Consider the following 19,392-nt stretch of genomic DNA (forward strand, 5'->3'; position numbering starts at 1 on the left):
ATAGATAAACCATATCAATATGTTAAATGGCAAGATTTATCCGCTGAATCATATAATCGGTAATTTCAGCGGCAATCGTTCTCCGGTTACGGAACAAAAGCCGTTATAGAAAATTTGACAAGCACTTCTTCAAATTAGCTGACTTGAGGGCACAACCTTTATAAACCATTCAGGTAGAAGAACTATTTTCCAAACATCATTCCCTGAATAAATTTTAGGCACACCACTTGCTTTGTTATTGATACGCAACTCAATAATTGCGTATTTATTATAATAATTAGGATACGAATGTTATGAATTTGTCTATTCGAAAGCGGTTGTATGTCTTAACGATACTTCCTTTACTACTCGTTACATTAGGAATTTTAGGAGTCACTTACTCAAAGGTTTCTGAACTCAACCAACAACAATTTGATGATACCCGAGAAAGCTTGCTGGTTAATAAGAAACAAGAACTGCGCAACTACTTACAACTTGCTAAGTCCTCACTTCTCCCTCTAATTGAGAAAAAAAGCCAGAGAGAAGAGGTGCTTCAGCTACTTAAAAATCTTGAATATGGAGAAAATGGCTATCTATTTGGCTATGACTCGAAAGGCAATCGTCTGCTTGTAGGCAAAAATGGTTCAGGTCTAGGCCAAAACTTTATCGATGCTAAAGACAGCAAAGGCAACTTGTTTATTAAAGATCTTATTAATAACGCCAAATCTAATGCATTTACTACCTACTATTTCCCTAAACCAGGACAAACCAATCCTGAAGCTAAATTAAGCTACTCGATATATATACCTGAGTGGGATTTGATACTCGGTACTGGTTTTTACATAGACGATATAGACACCACTATTTCTGCTATGGAGCAGCAAGCAACAGAAGCGCTTAATGCGAAAATTATCACTATCATTTTATTATCTGGACTGACACTGGTTGTGGTATTTGGTATGGCTACCTTCATCAACCGAAGCATTATGAAGCCACTTGATAAATTCGATGCTTCGCTAAAAACGTTTGCGACAGGTGATGCCGACTTGACTGCAAGAATGGAGAGCTTCGATGCACCTGAATTTAAACGTCTTGGAGAGAACTTCAATGCGTTTGTGAGTAGTCTCCAGGAGATCATTACCAACGTCTCGGAGACCAGCCATATTGTTGTGGAAGAAACTCGCGCAATGAAAGGAAGAGCAATGCAGGTGGATAGCCTTGCTACCAATCAGCGAGAAGAGACCGAACAAGTAGCCACAGCTATGACTGAAATGACGACAACATCCTCTGAAATTTCATCTAACGCCACTAGCGCTGCAACATCAGCACAGCAAGCAGACGAAAATGCCCGAGATGCCCAACAAACGGTGAATACAGCTGCAACGTCGGTACAAGCTCTAGCTGATGAAGTCCTCCAAGCAAGTTCAGTTATCAGTAAGTTAGAAGAAGATGTCAAAAACATCTCTACCTCTTTGACCGTTATTCAAGATATTGCCGAGCAAACTAATTTACTGGCATTAAATGCAGCTATTGAAGCAGCTCGAGCGGGTGAACAAGGACGAGGTTTCGCCGTCGTAGCGGATGAAGTTCGACAGTTAGCTAGCCGCACACAAGACAGCACAGGCGAAATCCATCAGATGATCGAGCAACTCAAAAGCGCTTCCGATGAAGCCGTCAGAGCGATGGACTCCAGCCGAACTAGAGGAGATGAAACGGTACGTCAAACCAATGATGCCGCTACCGCCATCGAAGAAATACAACGAGCAATCGCTAATATTCACGATATGAACGCGCTAATTGCAACGGCAACGGAAGAACAAGCGATTGTCGGTAAAGATATAGCTCAACGTATCGTGGTGATTTCAGACCAAAGTGGTGAATCCGCACAACTTGCAGGTCTAAATAAGAGCGGGAGTGACAATCTAAATCAACGCGCAACGCAATTAGAGCAACTGGTATCCCGTTTTACCGTATAAACCGTTTCTCCACTTTAAAACCAAACGAACCAGCGATATATCGCTGGTTCGTGTTAGCTTCTCAATCATACATATGATCAGAGTTTGGTTGTGTTTTTAGGACAACGCTCCAGATGAGTCGTAATCACTTGTCCTGACTCCATCTGACAGATGGTACCTGGCGCACCACCATTTTCAGCAAAGCTTGAGAATGATACGAATATCAAGCTAAGTGTCACTAATAATGTTCTCATTTTGTCACTCCTTCTGTACTAGAATTAGACAGAAGCGCCGCCTCCCTGCCTCTGCATAACATAGACTAGGAAAAAACAATTCGATTTCAAATTATGCGCTTCTACAACCAAGCTAAATGAAAAAGTGAGGGATCTAAAATCAAGTGTTCATAAATATTCTGAATAAAAATTAACCTCAAAATCACACACGTTTATTAATAACTTTTTACAATCCACCTTTCACTTACCATTTAGGCTGCACGTTATGAAAATGAACAAGGCGATCGTTGCAATATTTGTTAGCGTATTTTTGCTAACTGGTGCTAGTATCATCACTCTTGATACCCCACCAACTAAGCAACATTTTCAGGCGTCAGCAAACGTGGTTAAAGACACCTACGAGTCACAATTATTTACTCTGTCTGCCTACAAACAAGGTCACTTCGGACTGCGTATGTATAGGCAAACACAAGACCCTAGATACAATGCTGTCGTTTTAGGTGATCTTGCCAACGTAACTTCTAGAGTGAATGAAATTGCGGCTGATGTAACCACGCCTAAAGCCATTCGAGCGTATTCTCTGCAAAGACTTAACGACTATAAAAAAGGCAAAGATGAACGCAGCCAACGTCGCTACGAAGCAACTAAAGAGCAACCTGAATATTTCTATATGGGACTGGACTTGTTGCGCTATTTGGCACGACTGAATGAATACGGTGTAGTTCATAAAGACGATAAGAAACTAAGGTCGATTTTACAGCAATACGATTTTGAAACTGTATTAACTGACCCAGAAATGATTACAGCTTGGGCTGCTCAACTAGCAAATCAAGCCTATTGGCTGAAGCAAATCGGTGAACAAGATCTTGTTGATGAATTTATCGCTGCATTTAGAAAAACTTACCCTGATGGTGAGGACTACCGATTAAGCAATCAGCAATTCGGTAATAAACTTTACGGCATGACGCATATTATCCTCGCAGACTCGGGTTATTACCAACGATTGGTCGACGAAAAAGAGCACCAGTGGATCTTCGACTACTTTAGAAAAAACATCGATGACATCATTTTGCATACTAAAGAAGACGTCGTAGCAGAAGTCGGGTTAAGTTTCTTGCTTGCTGGGTTAGATGATGATCCTGTTGTAGCGAAAACAAGAGTGTCGATACAAAAAGCCATCGACAAAGATAAAGGCATGATCCCATCAGTTTCCGGCGACTTTGATTTTGCTTATGGGGAACATCGAAATGTCCTTGCTATTATGCTGCTCGATTGGCAACCGCCCAAAGAGGGACCAAGCACAGTCACAGTTCCAAAGCTGTTCTCTGAACTCCCTTACGGCGTAAAGAAGATTTCAAAACCTCAGTAGCACGTCGAATATGGCGATTAACTAGTAGTCTAAATCTCGAGTAAACATTCAACTGATGGAGTGGTTAATCGACCACCATACACCTCACTTATATAATTAATCGTTTTTCAACGATAATGCAGTAGTTTTACGGTACTCAGTCGGGCAATTATTAGTTACAAAGTAGTTCAGGTTAAGGAGTACTGAATGTCACTAGCAAAAGAGCGAGCCAAACTTCGCTTAAAATCCGATATCATTAATTATCAATTTCCACCCGGTCAAAAACTCAGAGTAAACGAATTAGCAGAACTTTATGATGTAGGCCTTTCTCCAATGCGAGAAGCCATAATTGCATTAAGTAGCGAAGGTTTCGTCGAATATAAAACGCATTTGGGAGGTTTTGTTTCAAACCTAACATGGAAAGAGTTCATCGAATCCACTTCCACTGCAAACTTCATCTTGTCACAGCTTTTATCTCAACGAGAATACCCCCTAGCACCTGCACAGCTGAAAAAAGCGAAGACCTTGGTTACTGAGTTATCTCACGCATTATTAGAATCACCATTAACACTCAACCATATCGATAGAATAGAGCAACTTTATCAGCGATTTCTGCTGACTCTCACTGAAGAAAAATCAAAAACTATTTCTCACCAACTGCTTAAGACAATACTTGGTGTACTATCCCGATATCGCCGTCTGTATTACCTGAAAACCAGAAGCTATAAACAGATGATTGATATTGAGTCACTATTCAGTCTACTGAATGGGTCATTCAATCAAGTAAGCTATGAAAATGAAGAGATTATTCAGCGCGCTGTACAAGCTAATACAAAAACGATTCAAGAAGTTTTCTGTTTAGAACAAAGTTACGATCACTAATTTCATCTACGTGCCTATAATTATTTTTAGTGTATGTTGAAAAGCTAATAAGTCTTTATGTCGAAAATGAATTTTGAGTCTTTGATTTTATCTCAGTCCCAAAAACTGCATGCTGGAGAAATCGAGCAATTTGTTGGCACATGGAATGCCTGCGCCTTAGAACTACTTGAGTTTTATGGTTTGGATAGACTAACGGTTTATCCAAACTCTCCAATACTACTCCGAGATCAAAAAACTCTCTCCAGTGCTCGTGAAACTATTCCCCCTCTGCATAAGTTCGATTATCTGTCGGATGATGATAGTCATTTACACTACTTGCGCTTGCTCAAAACGAAATCACTTTATCGAGTATTTGATGAAGTAGAATTAGCGACATCCAGTCAATACGTTTTAAAACGTATTTTTCGTCAAGGCGGACGTTGGCACGCCATTATTCCCCTAAGTTTCTTTGCCAAACCGTGGGGAGCAATATCGTTAACCAACTTTGAACGAGGTTATGATGAGTTCACAGAGACTCTAGCTCGACAGATAAAAATGGTCGCCGAAATGTGGTTGTGTTATTGGCAGCATGCTGATTTACGTTTAAGTTTACATGGCAATGCTGGCAGTATTGCTCAAGAGTCCGACAATGAACGACTCATTAAACTGACGCTAAAGCAAACGACCATCTTATCGTTACTTGCTCAAGGTAAATCCGCTAAAGAATGTGGTGAATTACTTCATCTAAGCCCAAGGACCATTGAATCACACAAGTACCGTATGCAGATTGGTCTTGGTTTGGATAGCAAGGCGGAGCTCATTCAATTTGCTTTAAGAAACGGTTTAGGTTCACCTCTTAAAAGTTAAAGAGCCCCTGAAAGGAGCTCTTTGAATAATTGCTAACAACCTCTATTTAAAGATATTTCAAAGAAATACCCTCTTCATTAAATAAGTGAATTTTCTCTGGTTGCGCTTTTAAGTGAATGGTTTCACCTTTGTGGAAATCAAGGATACCTGGTAACTTTGCCACGACCGTTTCATCATGTCCTTCAACATTAATATGTAGGAGAGTCACTTCACCCAAGGATTCGACAAATAACACTTTCCCAGACATAAGTGCATCGGACTCTTCAGCGACTAAAAAGTCTTCCGGTCTGATTCCCAATTGTAACATACAGCCATTGAGCTCTTGTGCTGCTGCAATTGGTATTTCTACGTTGTGGCCACTCTCTGCAGTAACCAAGGAGTGCTCACCTGCCTTCTCCATACGCGCTTTACTAATGTTCATCGCCGGAGAGCCAATAAACTGAGCCACAAACACATTCGCCGGATTGGTATAAAGCTCAAGTGGCGTGCCTACTTGCTCAATCTTACCTGCTGATAAGACAACGATTCTGTCAGCGAGCGTCATTGCTTCTACTTGATCGTGAGTCACGTAAATCATCGTGGTTTCCGTTAACTCTTCCTTCAAGTTGGCAATTTCGATTCGCGTTTGAACACGTAACGCTGCATCTAAATTGGAAAGCGGTTCATCGAATAAGAACACCTTAGGTTGGCGAACAATCGCTCGACCAATCGCTACCCTTTGTCGCTGACCACCGGAGAGCGCCTTAGGCAGACGATCAAGATACGGTTCAAGTTGCAGCATACGAGCGGCTTCCATAACGCGCTCATGTATAGCGTCTTTCGGCTCCTTCGCTATGCGCATCGCAAAAGCCATATTGTCGTATACGGTCATATGCGGGTAGAGAGCATAAGTCTGGAACACCATGGCAATGCCCCGCATCGCGGCTGGCAACTCATTCACTCGAGCCCCTTCAATACAAAGCTCACCTGAAGTGATGTCCTCAAGGCCCGCAATCATTCGAAGCAGAGTAGACTTACCGCAACCTGAAGGCCCAACGAATACGATGAATTCGCCTTGGTCGATGTCCAGATCGATGCCGTGCAGTACCTGAGTTTCACCGTATGATTTTTTAACGTTTGTTAGAGATAATCCTGTCATTTCTTTCTTCTCATCGTTGAATCAGGAACTGCTTACTTAACAGAACCAGAAAGTAGGCCACGAACTAGATAACGTTGCAGCGTAAAGAACACGCCCAAAGGCACAGCAATCGAAACAAATGCAGATGCCGTCAAAATCTCCCAGTTACCACCACGAGAGCCTAATAGTTCACGTAATCGTGCTGTGAGTACCATGTGCTCTTCGCCAGTGCCCAAGAATACCGTTGCAACAAGAAGGTCATTCCATACCCATAAGAACTGGAATATCCCGAATGATGCTAGTGCCGGGAACGACAGCGGCAGAACGATTCTCATGAATATTTCGAAGTCAGTCGCACCGTCCACTTTCGCCGACTCGATAATCTCTCTAGGCAAACTGGAGATGTAGTTTCGCAGCAAATAAATCGCCAATGGCAATCCAAACCCAGTATGCGCTAACCATATTCCCAAATAGGTTTTCGCCCCGACACCGAAGAAAGCCCCAATGTCGTTATAGAGTCTTAAAAGAGGAATCAAAGACATTTGCAGAGGTACAACCAACAAACCAACCACAACTGCAATAAGTAGGTTTCTACCCGGCATTCTCATCCAAGACAACGCATAAGCCGCGTACGCCGCAATAAGAATTGGGATGATTGTTGCGGGAATAGTAACGGTTAAAGAATTAATAAACGAACGACCAATACCTTCTGCCGTAAGTACTTCACGATAGTTGTCTAAACCAAACTTCGGTGGCACCACAGCGGTAAAGAAAATTCGTTTCCCTCGTTTGCCTTTGAACGGTTCGAGTGCTGTCATTTTGTAGTGGCCATCTTCCGTTACCGTTAGCGTGCCACCCTTTCTCATTTCAGCAACATCACCAGGGACGAATTTTGTCGGTTCGCGAGAAGAGAAACCAAAGGCATGGACTTCAGCAGGCTTACCATCGACGAGTAATTGCCCCTTGAGAACATAAACGTCACCTTCCTGAACTTGGGTGTCGGGCGCTCCAGTGCGGTCTACAAGGTTCTGCTCGGAAGCGGTTAATGACGTCCACCAGCCTGATAAAGCAAGCTGATCTTTGTCCCTAAACGATGAGATAAAAAGACCTGCTGTTGGTAGAGTCCATAGAATCACAATCAGCAACACCGAAGCGTGAACCAAAATAGTCAGTGGCGAACGTCGTAATTTGCTTAAGCTAAAGCGTGCGTTACTCTCTTCAAGACTTGGCGCTGTTTGGGCTTTTTCAGTCATTATCGCCCCTCCATTTGAGCGCTAGCTTGGCGCATGTTCCATACCATGACAGGAATTACCGCCACCATGATCACGACCGCAATCGCTGCGCCACGGCCAAAGTCACCGCCACCACGGAACATCCAGTCAAACATCATATTTGCCAGAACCTGAGTACTCCACTGGCCGTTCGTCATCGCTAACACGATATCGAAGACCTTCAGAACCAGAATGGTGATTGTGGTCCACACTACTGCAATCGTTCCCCATATCTGTGGAATGAGAATTTTAAAGAATATTTGTACTCCATTGGCTCCATCCAGTACCGCCGCTTCCACCGTTTCTTCTGGAATACCGCGCAGAGCCGCAGACAAAATAACCATTGCAAAGCCGGTTTGAATCCAAATAAGAATGACCATCAAAAAGAAGTTATTCCAAAACGGGATGGTTATCCAAGCCTGTGCAGTACCTCCAAAGAACTCAACCACGGCATTCAAAATACCTATCTGCTCCGACCCCGGCGCACGGTAGTCGTAGACAAACTTCCAAATGATCGATGCACCAATGAATGAAATAGCCATTGGCATAAAGATTAAACTCTTAGCAATATTCCCCCAGCTCACTTTGTCAGTCAGTGCTGCGATAACCAAGCCAAAAAATGTGGAGGCGGCAGGCACAACCAATAACCACAATAGATTGTTAAATAGTGACTCTCTAAACTCAGGATCGTTGAAGAGCCAAATGTAATTTCCTAATCCTACAAATTTGTCAGCATTTCTGTCGTGCATTGACAGATAGAATGACTCAAATACTGGATAGACAAGATAGAGGCCTAAAAACGCCAAAGCAGGCCCAAGGAATAACCAAGGACGAATCGCTGCCGCTCGTCTAAGGTTTTGTGCCATCTTTTGGTTTGAGACATTTCTGGTAGGAAATAGGATAGTGAGAAGCCAGTTGCTGCCTACGAAGTAGACCACACATCCAGCGACGCCTAGTGCCATGATAAATAAAGAGGAATAAAGCTGTTCCATCATTACCTCGCTTTATAGAGAGACTTAACGAATATCAAGATTGCGAAAGCCGATAGACGACCCAATGAAATTACGTCTACCGGCATCGCGTTACTTCGCCAAGTTACTTACTTCCTTGGTTACTTAAGTGCATCCCAAGTTTTTTGGATGTCATCAGCGACCTCTTTCGCAGGTTTGCCGCCACTGTAGTCGACCATACCTGTCCAGAATGCGCCGGCACCGATCTTACCTGGCATCAAGTCTGAACCATCGAAACGGAACGTCGTCGCATCCAACAAGATTTCACCTTGTTTCTTCAGAGTGTCGTTGCCATAAGCATTAACGTTGGCACCTTTATGCGGAGTCAGGAAGCCCGATTGAGCCATCCAGATTTCATGTGCGATTGGTGACTGTAAGAACTCCATAAATGCGCGTGCGGCTTTAGAATCTTTGGTAATGCTCCACATAGTACCTGCGCCAAGTACTGGCTTACCTAAGTCTTTTGATTCATACGCTGGGAAGTAGAAGAAATCAACGTCAGCACCTAGCTCTGTACCTTCTGGGAAGAAGCTTGGAATGAATGATGCCTGACGGTGCATGTAACACTTAGCTGGCGATGTAAACAAACCTTTTGGTGAATCACGGAAGTCCGTTGCAGCTACTGCACGTGCACCGCCGTCGACGAACTTATCGTTACGTACAAACCATCCAAACTCTTCAATAGCACCAACAACTTTCTCATCATTGAACTTGAGTTCGTTTGTAGTCCACTTATCGTAATCAGCTGGCGATTGAGTACGAAGCATCATATCTTCCACCCAGTCCGTTGCAGGCCAGCCCGTTGCACCACCAGAACCTAGCCCAACACACCACGGTGTTTCGCCATCTTCAACAATCTGTTCAGTCAGTGCTTTTAGCTCTTCCATTGATTGAGGTACTTCATAACCGGCATCTTCGAAGTTTTCAGGCACATACCATACTAGTGACTTCAAATCGACTTTATAGAAGAAACCATACAGATGATCTTTACCGTCTTTACCAGCAAATGTACCTAGGTCAACCCATGAAGAACCAGCGGCGTAGTTGTCATTGATCCAATCACCCATTTTAGGGTCAAGTGGAGTTAGGAAACCTTTAGAGGCTAAGTCTGCCGCTAAACCAGGCTGCGGGAAAATCGCAATGTTAGGTGCACTACCTGCTTGCACATCAATCGCAATTTGCTGTTCAAATGAGTCAGAGCCTGAATATTTCACATCGGCACCAGTTGCCTCTTCAAAATACGCAATGACACTTTCAACAAGCTCTTTATCTTCTGTTAACCAAGGACCAAAAATGGTGACCGTTTCACCTTTCAGATCCATATTTTTCAGCTCTTCGTAGCTTTGCCAGTTAAAGCGTGCGTCTTCGCCAGGTGCGAATTTTAAATCAGCGGCGAATGCGGAGGATGCAGAAACAGCAAGAGCTACTGCGCTAGCAAGTAGAGAGGTTTTCATCAGTAAGACTCCATGTATTCAGATACTTTGTTTCGTTTTTATAGTCAGTTCTTATGTCCTCGACTTAACTTCTTACTTAATTACTTAATCGGTTAAGCCGTTAATGAATACCATAAAACCTTATTGACAATTCGACCACTTTCTTGCCAAATCTTGTGCCTTTGATCATGTTTTGAAATACCCTGATTACAATTAAGTGACAAGCATCAAACAAATTATAATGGCTATGAAATTTTAATTTCGCATTCCTTCTTAATCGATTTAGACTCAACTGATAAATTTCGCTATTCTAGATCGCAGATAATATAAATATGGACAATGACTGATATGGAACGGAAGAAACCTACATTGAAAACCGTCGCCGCTCACCTAGGTGTATCAACGGCTACCGTATCAAACGCTTTCAACCGTCCAAACCAACTTTCGAAGGCGCTGAGAGAGAACATTCTGCTTGAATGTGAAAAACTCGGTTACACCGGCCCAAGTATCACTGCACGAAGCTTACGCACCGGAAAGACCGGCGTAATCGGAGTTTTGCTCGCAGACAACCTCGCCTATAACTTTACCGACCCAGTAGCTACTCAATTTTTAGCTGGAATATCAAAGACTTTAGACGAGTCTCATGTCAACATGCTGTTGCTGCCATCAAGCAGTGATAACTATCAGAATACGCAGGTTGAAACTATCCCCGATAGTTTCATAGTTTATGGTAAACCTGTGGACTCAAGCATAATCAACCTGATACTACGCCAACATAAGCCTGTCGTGGCAGTCGATTTCGCCTTGCCTGACATTCCATCCATCAATGTCGACAACCGCAAAGCAAGCTACGACATAGCCATGCATGCCATTCATTCATCCGACGACAATGTGCTTATCTTGGGGCTGCGTCTTGAGCCATCAACATCGTTATCGCTTGCCAACCTCGACAATCTTTATACCAGCGAAGAGTCCGTTTCTCGTTGTCGTTTTGAAGGTTACAAAAAAGCTCTCGAGGAAAACGGCATACCATTGTCATTCGAAAATGTCTGGCAAATTCACGATCTTGACGAAACAACGTTAAAAACCATGTTGCGTGGCACACTAACGGCCCCTAAGCGCGTGGATGTACTGCTTTGTATGAGCGATAAAATCGCTTTGGCCGCTCTGGAAGTGGCTAGAGAAATCAACATCGATATTCGAATTGTTGGCTTTGACGGAATACCCAAAGCTGCAGAAGCCGGCTTAACGACTATTCAGCAGCCTATTGAGAATAAAGGCCGAATCGCTGCAAAGATGGCGCTCGGCCAACTACCCTACGAATCTATCCAACTGGATACGGAGCTTATTATTCGTACCAGCAGTTAGACATTACCTCACTTGCTAAGGAGAATTGATCCATGAGTACGGAACAACTGGAAAAGCGTTGGTGGCATGACGCTGTCGTTTATCAAATCTATCCAAGAAGTTTCAACGACTCTAACGGAGATGGCATTGGTGATATCCCAGGTATTATAGAAAAATTGGATTACATCAAAGCCCTTGGCGCGAACGTCATTTGGCTCAGTCCTGTGTATAAATCTCCGATGGATGACAACGGCTATGATATTTCTGGCTATCGTGAAATTGCACCAGAATTTGGCACCATGTCCGATATGGAAAAGCTGCTATTCGAAGCGGATAAACGCGGTATCAAAATTGTCATGGATCTCGTGGTAAACCACACCTCAGATGAACACCCTTGGTTTATCGAATCCAAAAGCAGTAAGGATAATCCAAAACGCGATTGGTATATTTGGAAAGATCCCAAAGAAGATGGCAGTGAACCCAATAATTGGGAATCTTTCTTCAAGCCTAAAGCGTGGACACTTGATGAAGCGACCGGCCAATACTATCTGCACCTGTTTAGCAATAAACAACCTGACCTAAACTGGGCAAATCCAGAGGTACGTGAAGCGGTCTACGACATGATGCACTTTTGGCTGAAAAAGGGCTTAGGTGGTTTCCGAATGGACGTCATTAATATGATCGGCAAACCGTCAGACTATCCAGATGCAACTATTTTTGACGCAGGAGTAGCAGGTTGGGAGCATTGGTCAAATAACCTACTTGTGCACCAATATCTACGTGAAATGCACGATAAAGTTCTGAAGCATTACGATGTACTCACCGTAGGTGAAACTCCCTTCACCACAACACTGGATGGCCGTTACTACTCTCACCCTGATCGCAATGAAATTAGTATGATCTTCCAATTCGAACATGTCAGCATCGACCGCGAAGAACACAATGCAGTGAAAAAAGATTTTGACTTAGTTCAGTACAAAGAAATCATGTCGCGCTGGCAGGAAGACTTATACCAGAAAGGTTGGAATAGTGTGTATTGGAGTAATCACGACCAACCTCGTACTGTATCGCGTTATGGCTCTGACTCTCCTGAATATCGCATCATCAGTGCAAAAATGCTCGGCACGGTTTTACATATGATGAGCGGCACCCCGTATATTTATCAAGGTGAAGAAATCGGCATGACCAATAAGCACTTCAATAACATCGAAGAGTTTAATGACCTCATGGCGAAGTTCCATTACCAGAAAATGATTGAACGTGGTGTTTCCAATGATGATGCCATTGAGTTTTTAAACTACTTCTCTCGTGACCATGCCCGTGTCCCAGTGCAGTGGGATACAAAAGCTCATGCAGGTTTCACTACAGGCACGCCTTGGCTCCCAGTGAATGAAAACTATGTGGAGATCAATGCAGAACAAGCGGTTAACGACGAGGATTCCATTTATCATCATTATCGCCAGCTTATCCAACTGCGCCAAGGTGAAGAATATGGGGATGTTGTGGTTTATGGCAATCATACGTTACTCGACCCACAAGACAGTGAAGTCTACGCATATATTCGCTCGAGCGGCGAAAAATCTTTGCTTATCATTGCTAACTTTACTGATAGTACCTTAGAGAGAACCTACCAATACGGTGTGAAACAAGTCGTACTAAATAACTATGATGATGCACCAAGCTCACTACACGAGCTAGTATTGAAGCCTTATCAAGCCATGATCATTGATATTGAATAACTAAGGCAAATTTAGCAAAAGCAGCGATTAACAACATCGCTGCTTTTTTGTTGGGGTACAACAGTTATCGTGTTGTATCAATATGGCTACAGTGCACCAAGCCTGGCTCTAACGACACGCTCACATCGACTCACTTCAGAAGCCTGTTTCGGGATCACTAGAATCGTATCATTGCCACCAATAGTCGCCAAAATATCAGCGTGCGGGTCAATATCAATCAAGCGAGCAATAAGCTGGGCACTTCCAGGGTGAGTTTTCACGACAACGAGAGACTGATTGTTAGTGATCAGCTCGATCTGTGACGAAATAGAAGAGTCAACACGAACAGGGCTGTTCTCCGACGTTAGACAATACGCCTTTTTACCGCAGGCATTTTGAACTTTGACTACTCCCAGGTTGGTCAATAGACGAGAGACCGTCGATTGACTAATCCCATCATAACCAAGGTCTACCAGTGCTTCGCGGAGCTTATTCTGTGTAGTAAAGCTCTGCTGCTGAAGAAGCTTCTTACATACATCTGTCAGTTTTTGATCAACATCGAGCATGTCGTTACAAGTTGGAGTTTCATACATGTTATCACCTGTAAAATATTGAAACTCATCCATGAGTGGGTTCGTGATCTTGTATTTGTTTCGCTGGTATAACGTAACAATTAATCGTTCTGAAAAATCCCGATCCAATCGCATTGTTACGGCAACTTATTGCTACTTTAGTTAAGATGAGAGGACATTCCTGTTCCTCTCATGCAATATGCTAGCCCTTTAGCTACCTAAGGTCGCGACCATTACCGCTTTAATCGTGTGCATACGGTTTTCCGCTTCATCAAAGACAATAGAATGCTCGGATTCAATCACTTCGTCGGTCACTTCGCAGCCATCAGCTAACATTGGATATTCGGCTGATAAAGACTTACCCACCGTCGTATCTTCGCCATGAAAAGCAGGCAAGCAGTGCATGAATTTCACGTTTGGATTGCCTGTCGCTTTGAGCATTTCCATATTGACCTGATAAGGCAGCATCAACTTGATACGTTCAGCCCAGGCTTCTTTTGCTTCACCCATAGAAACCCAAACGTCTGTATATAGGAAGTCACACCCTTGAACACCTTCACGTACGTCTTCCGTGAGTATAATTTTCGCTCCGGTGTGTTTAGCAATGGATTGACATTCCGCAACAAGTGCTTCTTCAGGCCAGAACTGTTTTGGCGCAACTAAATGGATTTCCATACCCATTTTTGCCGCGCCTACCATTAACGAATTACCCATGTTATTACGAGCATCCCCTAAGTAGGCAAAGCGAATATCTTGCAATGGACGACCTGGAGCATGCTCCATCATGGTCATAAAGTCTGCAAGAATTTGAGTTGGGTGGAATTCGTCTGTTAAGCCGTTCCAAACCGGTACACCTGCATAAGCACCAAGCTCTTCAACGATAGATTGACCATAGCCGCGATACTCAATCCCGTCGTACATACGCCCAAGTACCCGAGCGGTATCTTTCATTGATTCTTTATGGCCGATCTGCGATCCCGTAGGCCCAAGATAAGAAACTTGTGCTCCTTGATCGAATGCCGCCACCTCAAAAGCGCAACGAGTGCGGGTCGATGTTTTTTCAAAGATGAGCGCGATATTTTTGCCTTTTAAACGAGGTTGTTCGTATCCGTTGTACTTGGCTTTTTTAAGTTCAATGGACAGCTCAAGCAAGTGCTGAATCTCACGAGGAGTAAAATCTAGAAGTTTAAGGAAGTTGCGATTGCGAAGATTGAAAGCCATATTGTGTTCCTTTTCTATCTATGCGTGTCAGTCACGACATCACTCTGCTACTGACACGCTCGTGCTTTAATTTAAATACGTATTCGACGACAAAATTAGTGTTTTGAAATCGTGGTACCTGCGGTCCCTTCAAGAATGCGAAGACCATCTTGTAGCGCGCCGATCCCCACCATTTGCCCACCTTGATTAATAAACTCACACGAGGCATCAATTTTAGGCCCCATTGAACCTTCATCGAACTGGTAACGTGACAGTTCTGATGGTGTCGTGGCTCTCAACGCATGTTGAGTTGGTTTACCCCAATCTAGGTAAACGGCGTCGGCATCAGTTAATATCAGTAATCGGTCTGCGTGAAGTTGTTTGGCAAGGAAAGCTGCCGACATGTCTTTATCAATCACCGCCTCAACTCCAACCAGCTTGCCATCTTTATGCGTGACCGGAATACCACCCCCACCAGTGCAAATAACAAGGTGCCCCTCATCAATAAGGGAGGTGATAGCTTCGTGCTCAACAATGCCAGTTGGTAATGGACTTGGGACCACACGGCGGAAATAATCACCATCAGGTTTCACAGTCCAATTATATTTCTCAGCCAGTTCACATGCCTCCTGCTTGTCATAGACAGGGCCAATAAACTTGGTAGGATCTTTGAATGCCGGATCGGCTGGATCCACAGTCATTTGGGTCAACATGCAGGTGATATTCTTGCTGGGCATTTGATTCTTGAACTCTTGCATCAACATGTAGCCAATCATGCCCTGTGTCTCGCTACCCAATACATCAAGTGGGTAAGGACTCACTTTCTTATACTCCAGTCCTTGCAATGCCAATAGCCCGACTTGAGGGCCATTTCCGTGCACCAATACGACGTTATATTGCAGGGCAATTTCCGAAATGGTTTTAACCGCGATTTCAATATTGTGGCGTTGTACTTCTGCTTCGAGTGGCTCTCCGCGCTTTAGTAAGGCATTACCACCCAAAGCAACAACGATAGTTTGTTTCTTCATAATCTTTTATCCAATACAGGTAATGAAAAGCGAAGTGACTAAATACCATCACGTTCAATTGGGCAACTCATACAACGCGCACCACCGCGGCCGCGGCCAAGCTCATCACCAGGGATTGGTAGTACGGTAATGCCGGCTTTATCGTACTTCTCGTTGGTATAGGTATTGCGTTCGTAACCAATAACAACACCGGTTTTGACCGTCAGGACGTTATTTGCATCATTCCATTGTTCACGTTCAGCTTCGAAGTTGTCGCCTCCAGTAGTGATAAGTTTTAACTTGTCGACCTGTAACGCTTTTTCGATCGTCGTAATGTACGAACTCTGCTGCGTAGCCGTTACTCGACCGGATTCATCACCAGTAAGACTCCAACATTTCACGTCATCAGGAATAACATTAGGGTAGATGGAGAACGTATCCTCACGCATGTGTGTCATAACCGTATCTAGGTGCATGCATGAGCGATCTTTCGGTAGTTCTAAAGCAATAACCTGCTTAGCTTGGTTATTCTTAAATAAGCTCGATGCTAAATGCTCTACACCCTGTGGCGTGGTACGCTCAGACATGCCGATCAACACAGAGCCTTTACCTATGACCAGTACATCTCCACCTTCGATAGTCGAGTGATCATACGATTGCTGCTCATCACCAAAGTATTTAATGAAGTCTTGTCCAGCAAAGGTCGGATGCCAGCGATATATTGCACGTAAATGATTTGTTTCCCTTTGACGAGCGACCTTCGCCATCGGGTTGATAGAGACACCACCATAAACCCAGCATGATGTATCACGAGTAAATAAGTGATTTGGCAACGGGTCGATAATGAAATCGTTAGCTTTATATAAAGATTGCAACATTGACGAAGACTCAAGCGGCATTTCACCAAATGACAAGCCCCCAGTAAGTACTTTAGCTAATTCGATGTTTGGCATATCACTCAAATAACATCTCACATCGTTGGCAAAGGTATTGCCATAACGAAAATCTGAAACCTGAATATTTAGCAGCCAATCTTTTGCTTCTGAAATAGCGAGAGTTTCAGCAAGTAAATTTGTTAGAAGTAAAACCTCAACACCTTGTGATTCTAGTGTTTTGGCAAAAACATCATGCTCTTCGCCAGCCTTCTCTACCGCTAGTACATCGTCAAACAACAGTTGATGGCAGTTAGAAGGCGTTAAGTGAGTGAGAGCACGTCGTGGACGATGTATTAAGACACGGCGTAACTGACCAACTTCAGAACCAACATATAGTTTATTCATAATCATGTCTCTCTAATATTATAAGAACCAAAATCGTTCTTTATGGAATATATTAATAGCTTCGTTGTGGTGTAATTAATATGTACCAATCATTCAAAATAATATTGGACACCGATCACACAAATATATATGTAAACAAAGACGTCATAAAAGTGGCTGTTAACAATATTTATTCCTTGATAAATATAATTACCGAGAATTAATCTCGCATATTAAATGAAATAGTATGCATGGATTATTCGTGAAGCAGTCATAGTTACGTTCTTTTAAGAAACTTGATTCGCATTATTAATTCTAATGGATATGATTACTTGGAAGGAATATGCATTGGCTTTTGTTAGTTACCTATTCCTAGCTCACCTCCTCTGTATCCATTAACAATTTTTAGTCTATTTTCGTGATAAATATCACATTCAAGAGACCGTCGGACATAAGCGATAGAACGCTGCTCATATTCAAACAAAAAGGAGAAAAATTGGTATTTCGTCACAAGGGCATAGAAGTGACGACTATCTTTCGCAGCTAACTCAGAAACTGCAACAAAAAAAGCCCACTGCTAATAGCAATGGGCCAGTATAAAGACTAGGCAAACGAACATTTAACCGACAAGCGTACCAATACTAAGCATTACCACGCAGAATACGGTCAGAATAGCCATTAGTGGAGCCACCCATTTCAGCCATCTCACGTAAGGAACCCGAGCTATAGCAAGACCTCCCATCACAACAGCAGAGGTTGGAGTTATCAAATTCACCAGCCCTGAAGCGGATTGATACGCTGTAATAACCAACTCTCGACCAACACCGGCAAAATCACCTAGAGGAGCCATTATCGGCATCGTCAACACAGCCAGTCCAGAAGTCGAAGGCACCAAGAAAGACAATAATATTTCTAGGAAAAACATAACATTAACAAACACGATCGAAGAAAGACCAGTGACTATATGTTCCGCAGAATTCAATATGGTATCAGTGATCATCCCTCGGTCCATCACAACAACGATGCCTCGAGCAATACCAATAATCAAAGCTACTCCGAGTAAGTCTCTCGCTCCTTCAATAAAGCTATTGATGAAAGATTCTTCACTCATTCTAGCGACAAGCCCAACCAAGATTGACGAGGCTAGGAACATCGCAGAGATCTCTGCCATCCACCAACCAGCAACCGAAACACCGTATATCATTACAGCAAATGAACCACCAAAGATCGCTAAAATCACTTTTCTCGTTGTAGTGAAATCGAGTTTTTCCTCTCCTTTATTACCGAGGAAATGAGCCTTGTTCTCCTCGTGTTTATCATAAACAATGGATTTAGACGGGTCGGCCTTGACCATTCGAGCATATCTCATGACATAAGCAACACAGATGATCCACCCAAGCACTAACATGGCTAGACGCAATAAAATACCATCGGTAAAAGGAATACCGGATGCATTCGCAGCAATCACTGTAGCAAATGGATTAATTGTGGAACCCAGAACTCCAATCCCAGCTCCCAATAAGATGGTAGCGGCCGCAACAAGTGGGTCAAATCGAGCTGCCATCATTACTGGGACGAGAAGTGTGTAGAATGGTAGAGATTCTTCTGCCATCCCATAGACAGTGCCACCCGCGGCAAACAAGGCCATAAGGATGGGAATCATCAACTCTTCTCTACCCTCTAACTTGTGAGTTACACGCTCAATTCCAGCATCTATCGCTCCGGTCTTAGTCACTAATCCCAAGAAGCCACCAATGACTAATACAAATAACGAGACATCAATTGCACCTGCTTCATAACTATTGTGATCATAGAAGCCATCAATAGGAGCCATTAAGACGTCGATTGGAGTTTGTGGATTACTTTCTACGCTAGAATAAGTTCCAGCCACTGGAACTTCTCTGCCCAGATCTTCATTCATCACTCTCTCATATTGACCCGCAGGAATAATCCAGGTCATGACTGCAACGATAGCAATCAACACAAATAAAATGGTATAGGCTGAGGGAAACTTGAAATTTGCAAAAAAGCCTCCCGACTTTTTCGGCTCGTGAACGACGTGGGTAGTCATAGTATTCTCCTTAGTAGAAGGGCTATCCTGCTACTTTAGCTGTATGTTTTACATTCAATCACCACATTGAAGCCATAAGAATTACTAATCATAATTTCAAAGAAAATATACGCCTTTATTTACTGTTATTCTTGTGCCTTGTTC

16 protein-coding genes are annotated in these 19,392 nt (G+C 43.2%); 6 read left to right on the forward strand and 10 right to left on the reverse strand.

The genetic code is table 11. The features are described 5' to 3' along the window. The first annotated feature begins 293 nt into the window (after positions 1-293). Positions 294-1,955: a methyl-accepting chemotaxis protein gene (locus tag OH456_RS10860; protein ID WP_031493454.1), complete on the forward strand. Its 1,662-nt coding sequence runs from the start codon at positions 294-296 to the stop codon at positions 1,953-1,955. A gap of 77 nt (positions 1,956-2,032) precedes the next feature. Here the strand turns inward: OH456_RS10860 and OH456_RS10865 are convergent, their stop codons facing one another. Further along, entirely contained in the window at positions 2,033-2,188 is a 156-nt protein-coding gene (locus OH456_RS10865; RefSeq protein ID WP_006070311.1) for a hypothetical protein, read from the reverse strand. A 244-nt stretch (positions 2,189-2,432) separates the two neighbouring features. On the opposite strand from OH456_RS10865, the gene OH456_RS10870 reads away from it, so the two are divergent. From OH456_RS10870 to OH456_RS10880, 3 genes are all read left to right on the forward strand, one after another. Next, complete coding sequence (locus OH456_RS10870; protein ID WP_006070310.1) at positions 2,433-3,536, forward strand: DUF3541 domain-containing protein; 1,104 nt, start codon at positions 2,433-2,435, stop codon at positions 3,534-3,536. Between the two features lie 186 nt (positions 3,537-3,722). Further along, positions 3,723-4,397 carry a GntR family transcriptional regulator gene (locus tag OH456_RS10875; protein WP_006070309.1) on the forward strand — a complete coding sequence of 225 codons (675 nt, stop codon included), beginning with the start codon at positions 3,723-3,725 and terminating at the stop codon, positions 4,395-4,397. Between the two features lie 57 nt (positions 4,398-4,454). Continuing rightward, entirely contained in the window at positions 4,455-5,243 is a 789-nt protein-coding gene (locus tag OH456_RS10880; protein WP_270033452.1) for a helix-turn-helix transcriptional regulator, read from the forward strand. Between the two features lie 46 nt (positions 5,244-5,289). On the opposite strand, the gene OH456_RS10885 is transcribed toward OH456_RS10880, so the two are convergent. The 4 genes from OH456_RS10885 to OH456_RS10900 all read right to left on the reverse strand — a co-directional run bounded on the left by OH456_RS10885 (position 5,290) and on the right by OH456_RS10900 (position 10,095). After that, a complete protein-coding gene (locus OH456_RS10885; RefSeq protein WP_270033453.1) occupies positions 5,290-6,381 on the reverse strand; it encodes an ABC transporter ATP-binding protein in 1,092 nt (363 codons plus the stop codon). A gap of 32 nt (positions 6,382-6,413) precedes the next feature. Next, positions 6,414-7,613 carry a carbohydrate ABC transporter permease gene (locus OH456_RS10890; protein ID WP_006070306.1) on the reverse strand — a complete coding sequence of 400 codons (1,200 nt, stop codon included), beginning with the start codon at positions 7,611-7,613 and terminating at the stop codon, positions 6,414-6,416. Then, entirely contained in the window at positions 7,613-8,626 is a 1,014-nt protein-coding gene (locus OH456_RS10895) for a carbohydrate ABC transporter permease (protein WP_235225472.1), read from the reverse strand. The genes OH456_RS10890 and OH456_RS10895 overlap by 1 nt, the downstream gene beginning before the upstream one ends. A gap of 116 nt (positions 8,627-8,742) precedes the next feature. Next, positions 8,743-10,095: an ABC transporter substrate-binding protein gene (locus tag OH456_RS10900; protein ID WP_006070304.1), complete on the reverse strand. Its 1,353-nt coding sequence runs from the start codon at positions 10,093-10,095 to the stop codon at positions 8,743-8,745. 327 nt (positions 10,096-10,422) lie between these two features. Here OH456_RS10900 and OH456_RS10905 point away from each other — a divergent pair, with 327 nt between their 5' ends. Continuing rightward, the gene (locus OH456_RS10905; RefSeq protein WP_006070303.1) at positions 10,423-11,442 is read left to right on the forward strand and encodes a LacI family DNA-binding transcriptional regulator; all 1,020 of its coding nucleotides are present in this window, start codon (positions 10,423-10,425) and stop codon (positions 11,440-11,442) included. A 32-nt stretch (positions 11,443-11,474) separates the two neighbouring features. Beyond that, the gene (locus tag OH456_RS10910; RefSeq protein WP_006070302.1) at positions 11,475-13,160 is read left to right on the forward strand and encodes a glycoside hydrolase family 13 protein; all 1,686 of its coding nucleotides are present in this window, start codon (positions 11,475-11,477) and stop codon (positions 13,158-13,160) included. 86 nt (positions 13,161-13,246) lie between these two features. Here the strand turns inward: OH456_RS10910 and OH456_RS10915 are convergent, their stop codons facing one another. The 5 genes from OH456_RS10915 to OH456_RS10935 form a co-directional block, all read right to left on the reverse strand. After that, positions 13,247-13,732, reverse strand: coding sequence for an arginine repressor (locus OH456_RS10915; RefSeq protein ID WP_050798595.1), 486 nt, complete (start codon positions 13,730-13,732; stop codon positions 13,247-13,249). A 189-nt stretch (positions 13,733-13,921) separates the two neighbouring features. After that, positions 13,922-14,932, reverse strand: a complete 1,011-nt coding sequence (locus OH456_RS10920; RefSeq protein WP_006070300.1) for an ornithine carbamoyltransferase — start codon at positions 14,930-14,932, stop codon at positions 13,922-13,924. 95 nt (positions 14,933-15,027) lie between these two features. Beyond that, positions 15,028-15,939 carry a carbamate kinase gene (gene arcC, locus OH456_RS10925; protein ID WP_031495405.1) on the reverse strand — a complete coding sequence of 304 codons (912 nt, stop codon included), beginning with the start codon at positions 15,937-15,939 and terminating at the stop codon, positions 15,028-15,030. A 38-nt stretch (positions 15,940-15,977) separates the two neighbouring features. Next, positions 15,978-17,198 (reverse strand): arginine deiminase, encoded by a 1,221-nt coding sequence (gene arcA / locus OH456_RS10930; RefSeq protein ID WP_270033454.1) that lies wholly within the window; start codon positions 17,196-17,198, stop codon positions 15,978-15,980. Between the two features lie 598 nt (positions 17,199-17,796). Further along, positions 17,797-19,248, reverse strand: a complete 1,452-nt coding sequence (locus OH456_RS10935) for a YfcC family protein (RefSeq protein WP_171389933.1) — start codon at positions 19,246-19,248, stop codon at positions 17,797-17,799. Positions 19,249-19,392: the final 144 nt, after the last annotated feature.

It is taken from the genome of Vibrio sp. La 4.2.2 (genome assembly GCF_027586995.1).
Lineage (GTDB): Bacteria > Pseudomonadota > Gammaproteobacteria > Enterobacterales > Vibrionaceae > Vibrio > Vibrio mediterranei.

Bases quoted from the DNA above. Each gene is read 5' to 3' on its own strand.
- OH456_RS10900 (WP_006070304.1), bottom strand. From the start codon at position 10,095: ATGAAAACCTCTCTACTTGCTAGCGCAGTAGCTCTTGCTGTTTCTGCA.
- OH456_RS10920 (WP_006070300.1), bottom strand. From the start codon at position 14,932: ATGGCTTTCAATCTTCGCAATCGCAACTTCCTTAAACTTCTAGATTTT.
- OH456_RS10875 (WP_006070309.1), top strand. From the start codon at position 3,723: ATGTCACTAGCAAAAGAGCGAGCCAAACTTCGCTTAAAATCCGATATC.
- OH456_RS10895 (WP_235225472.1), bottom strand. From the start codon at position 8,626: ATGATGGAACAGCTTTATTCCTCTTTATTTATCATGGCACTAGGCGTC.
- OH456_RS10905 (WP_006070303.1), top strand. From the start codon at position 10,423: ATGGAACGGAAGAAACCTACATTGAAAACCGTCGCCGCTCACCTAGGT.
- OH456_RS10870 (WP_006070310.1), top strand. From the start codon at position 2,433: ATGAAAATGAACAAGGCGATCGTTGCAATATTTGTTAGCGTATTTTTG.
- arcC (WP_031495405.1), bottom strand. From the start codon at position 15,939: ATGAAGAAACAAACTATCGTTGTTGCTTTGGGTGGTAATGCCTTACTA.
- OH456_RS10885 (WP_270033453.1), bottom strand. From the start codon at position 6,381: ATGACAGGATTATCTCTAACAAACGTTAAAAAATCATACGGTGAAACT.
- OH456_RS10910 (WP_006070302.1), top strand. From the start codon at position 11,475: ATGAGTACGGAACAACTGGAAAAGCGTTGGTGGCATGACGCTGTCGTT.
- OH456_RS10935 (WP_171389933.1), bottom strand. From the start codon at position 19,248: ATGACTACCCACGTCGTTCACGAGCCGAAAAAGTCGGGAGGCTTTTTT.
- OH456_RS10860 (WP_031493454.1), top strand. From the start codon at position 294: ATGAATTTGTCTATTCGAAAGCGGTTGTATGTCTTAACGATACTTCCT.
- OH456_RS10890 (WP_006070306.1), bottom strand. From the start codon at position 7,613: ATGACTGAAAAAGCCCAAACAGCGCCAAGTCTTGAAGAGAGTAACGCA.
- OH456_RS10915 (WP_050798595.1), bottom strand. From the start codon at position 13,732: ATGTATGAAACTCCAACTTGTAACGACATGCTCGATGTTGATCAAAAA.
- OH456_RS10865 (WP_006070311.1), bottom strand. From the start codon at position 2,188: ATGAGAACATTATTAGTGACACTTAGCTTGATATTCGTATCATTCTCA.
- arcA (WP_270033454.1), bottom strand. From the start codon at position 17,198: ATGAATAAACTATATGTTGGTTCTGAAGTTGGTCAGTTACGCCGTGTC.
- OH456_RS10880 (WP_270033452.1), top strand. From the start codon at position 4,455: ATGTCGAAAATGAATTTTGAGTCTTTGATTTTATCTCAGTCCCAAAAA.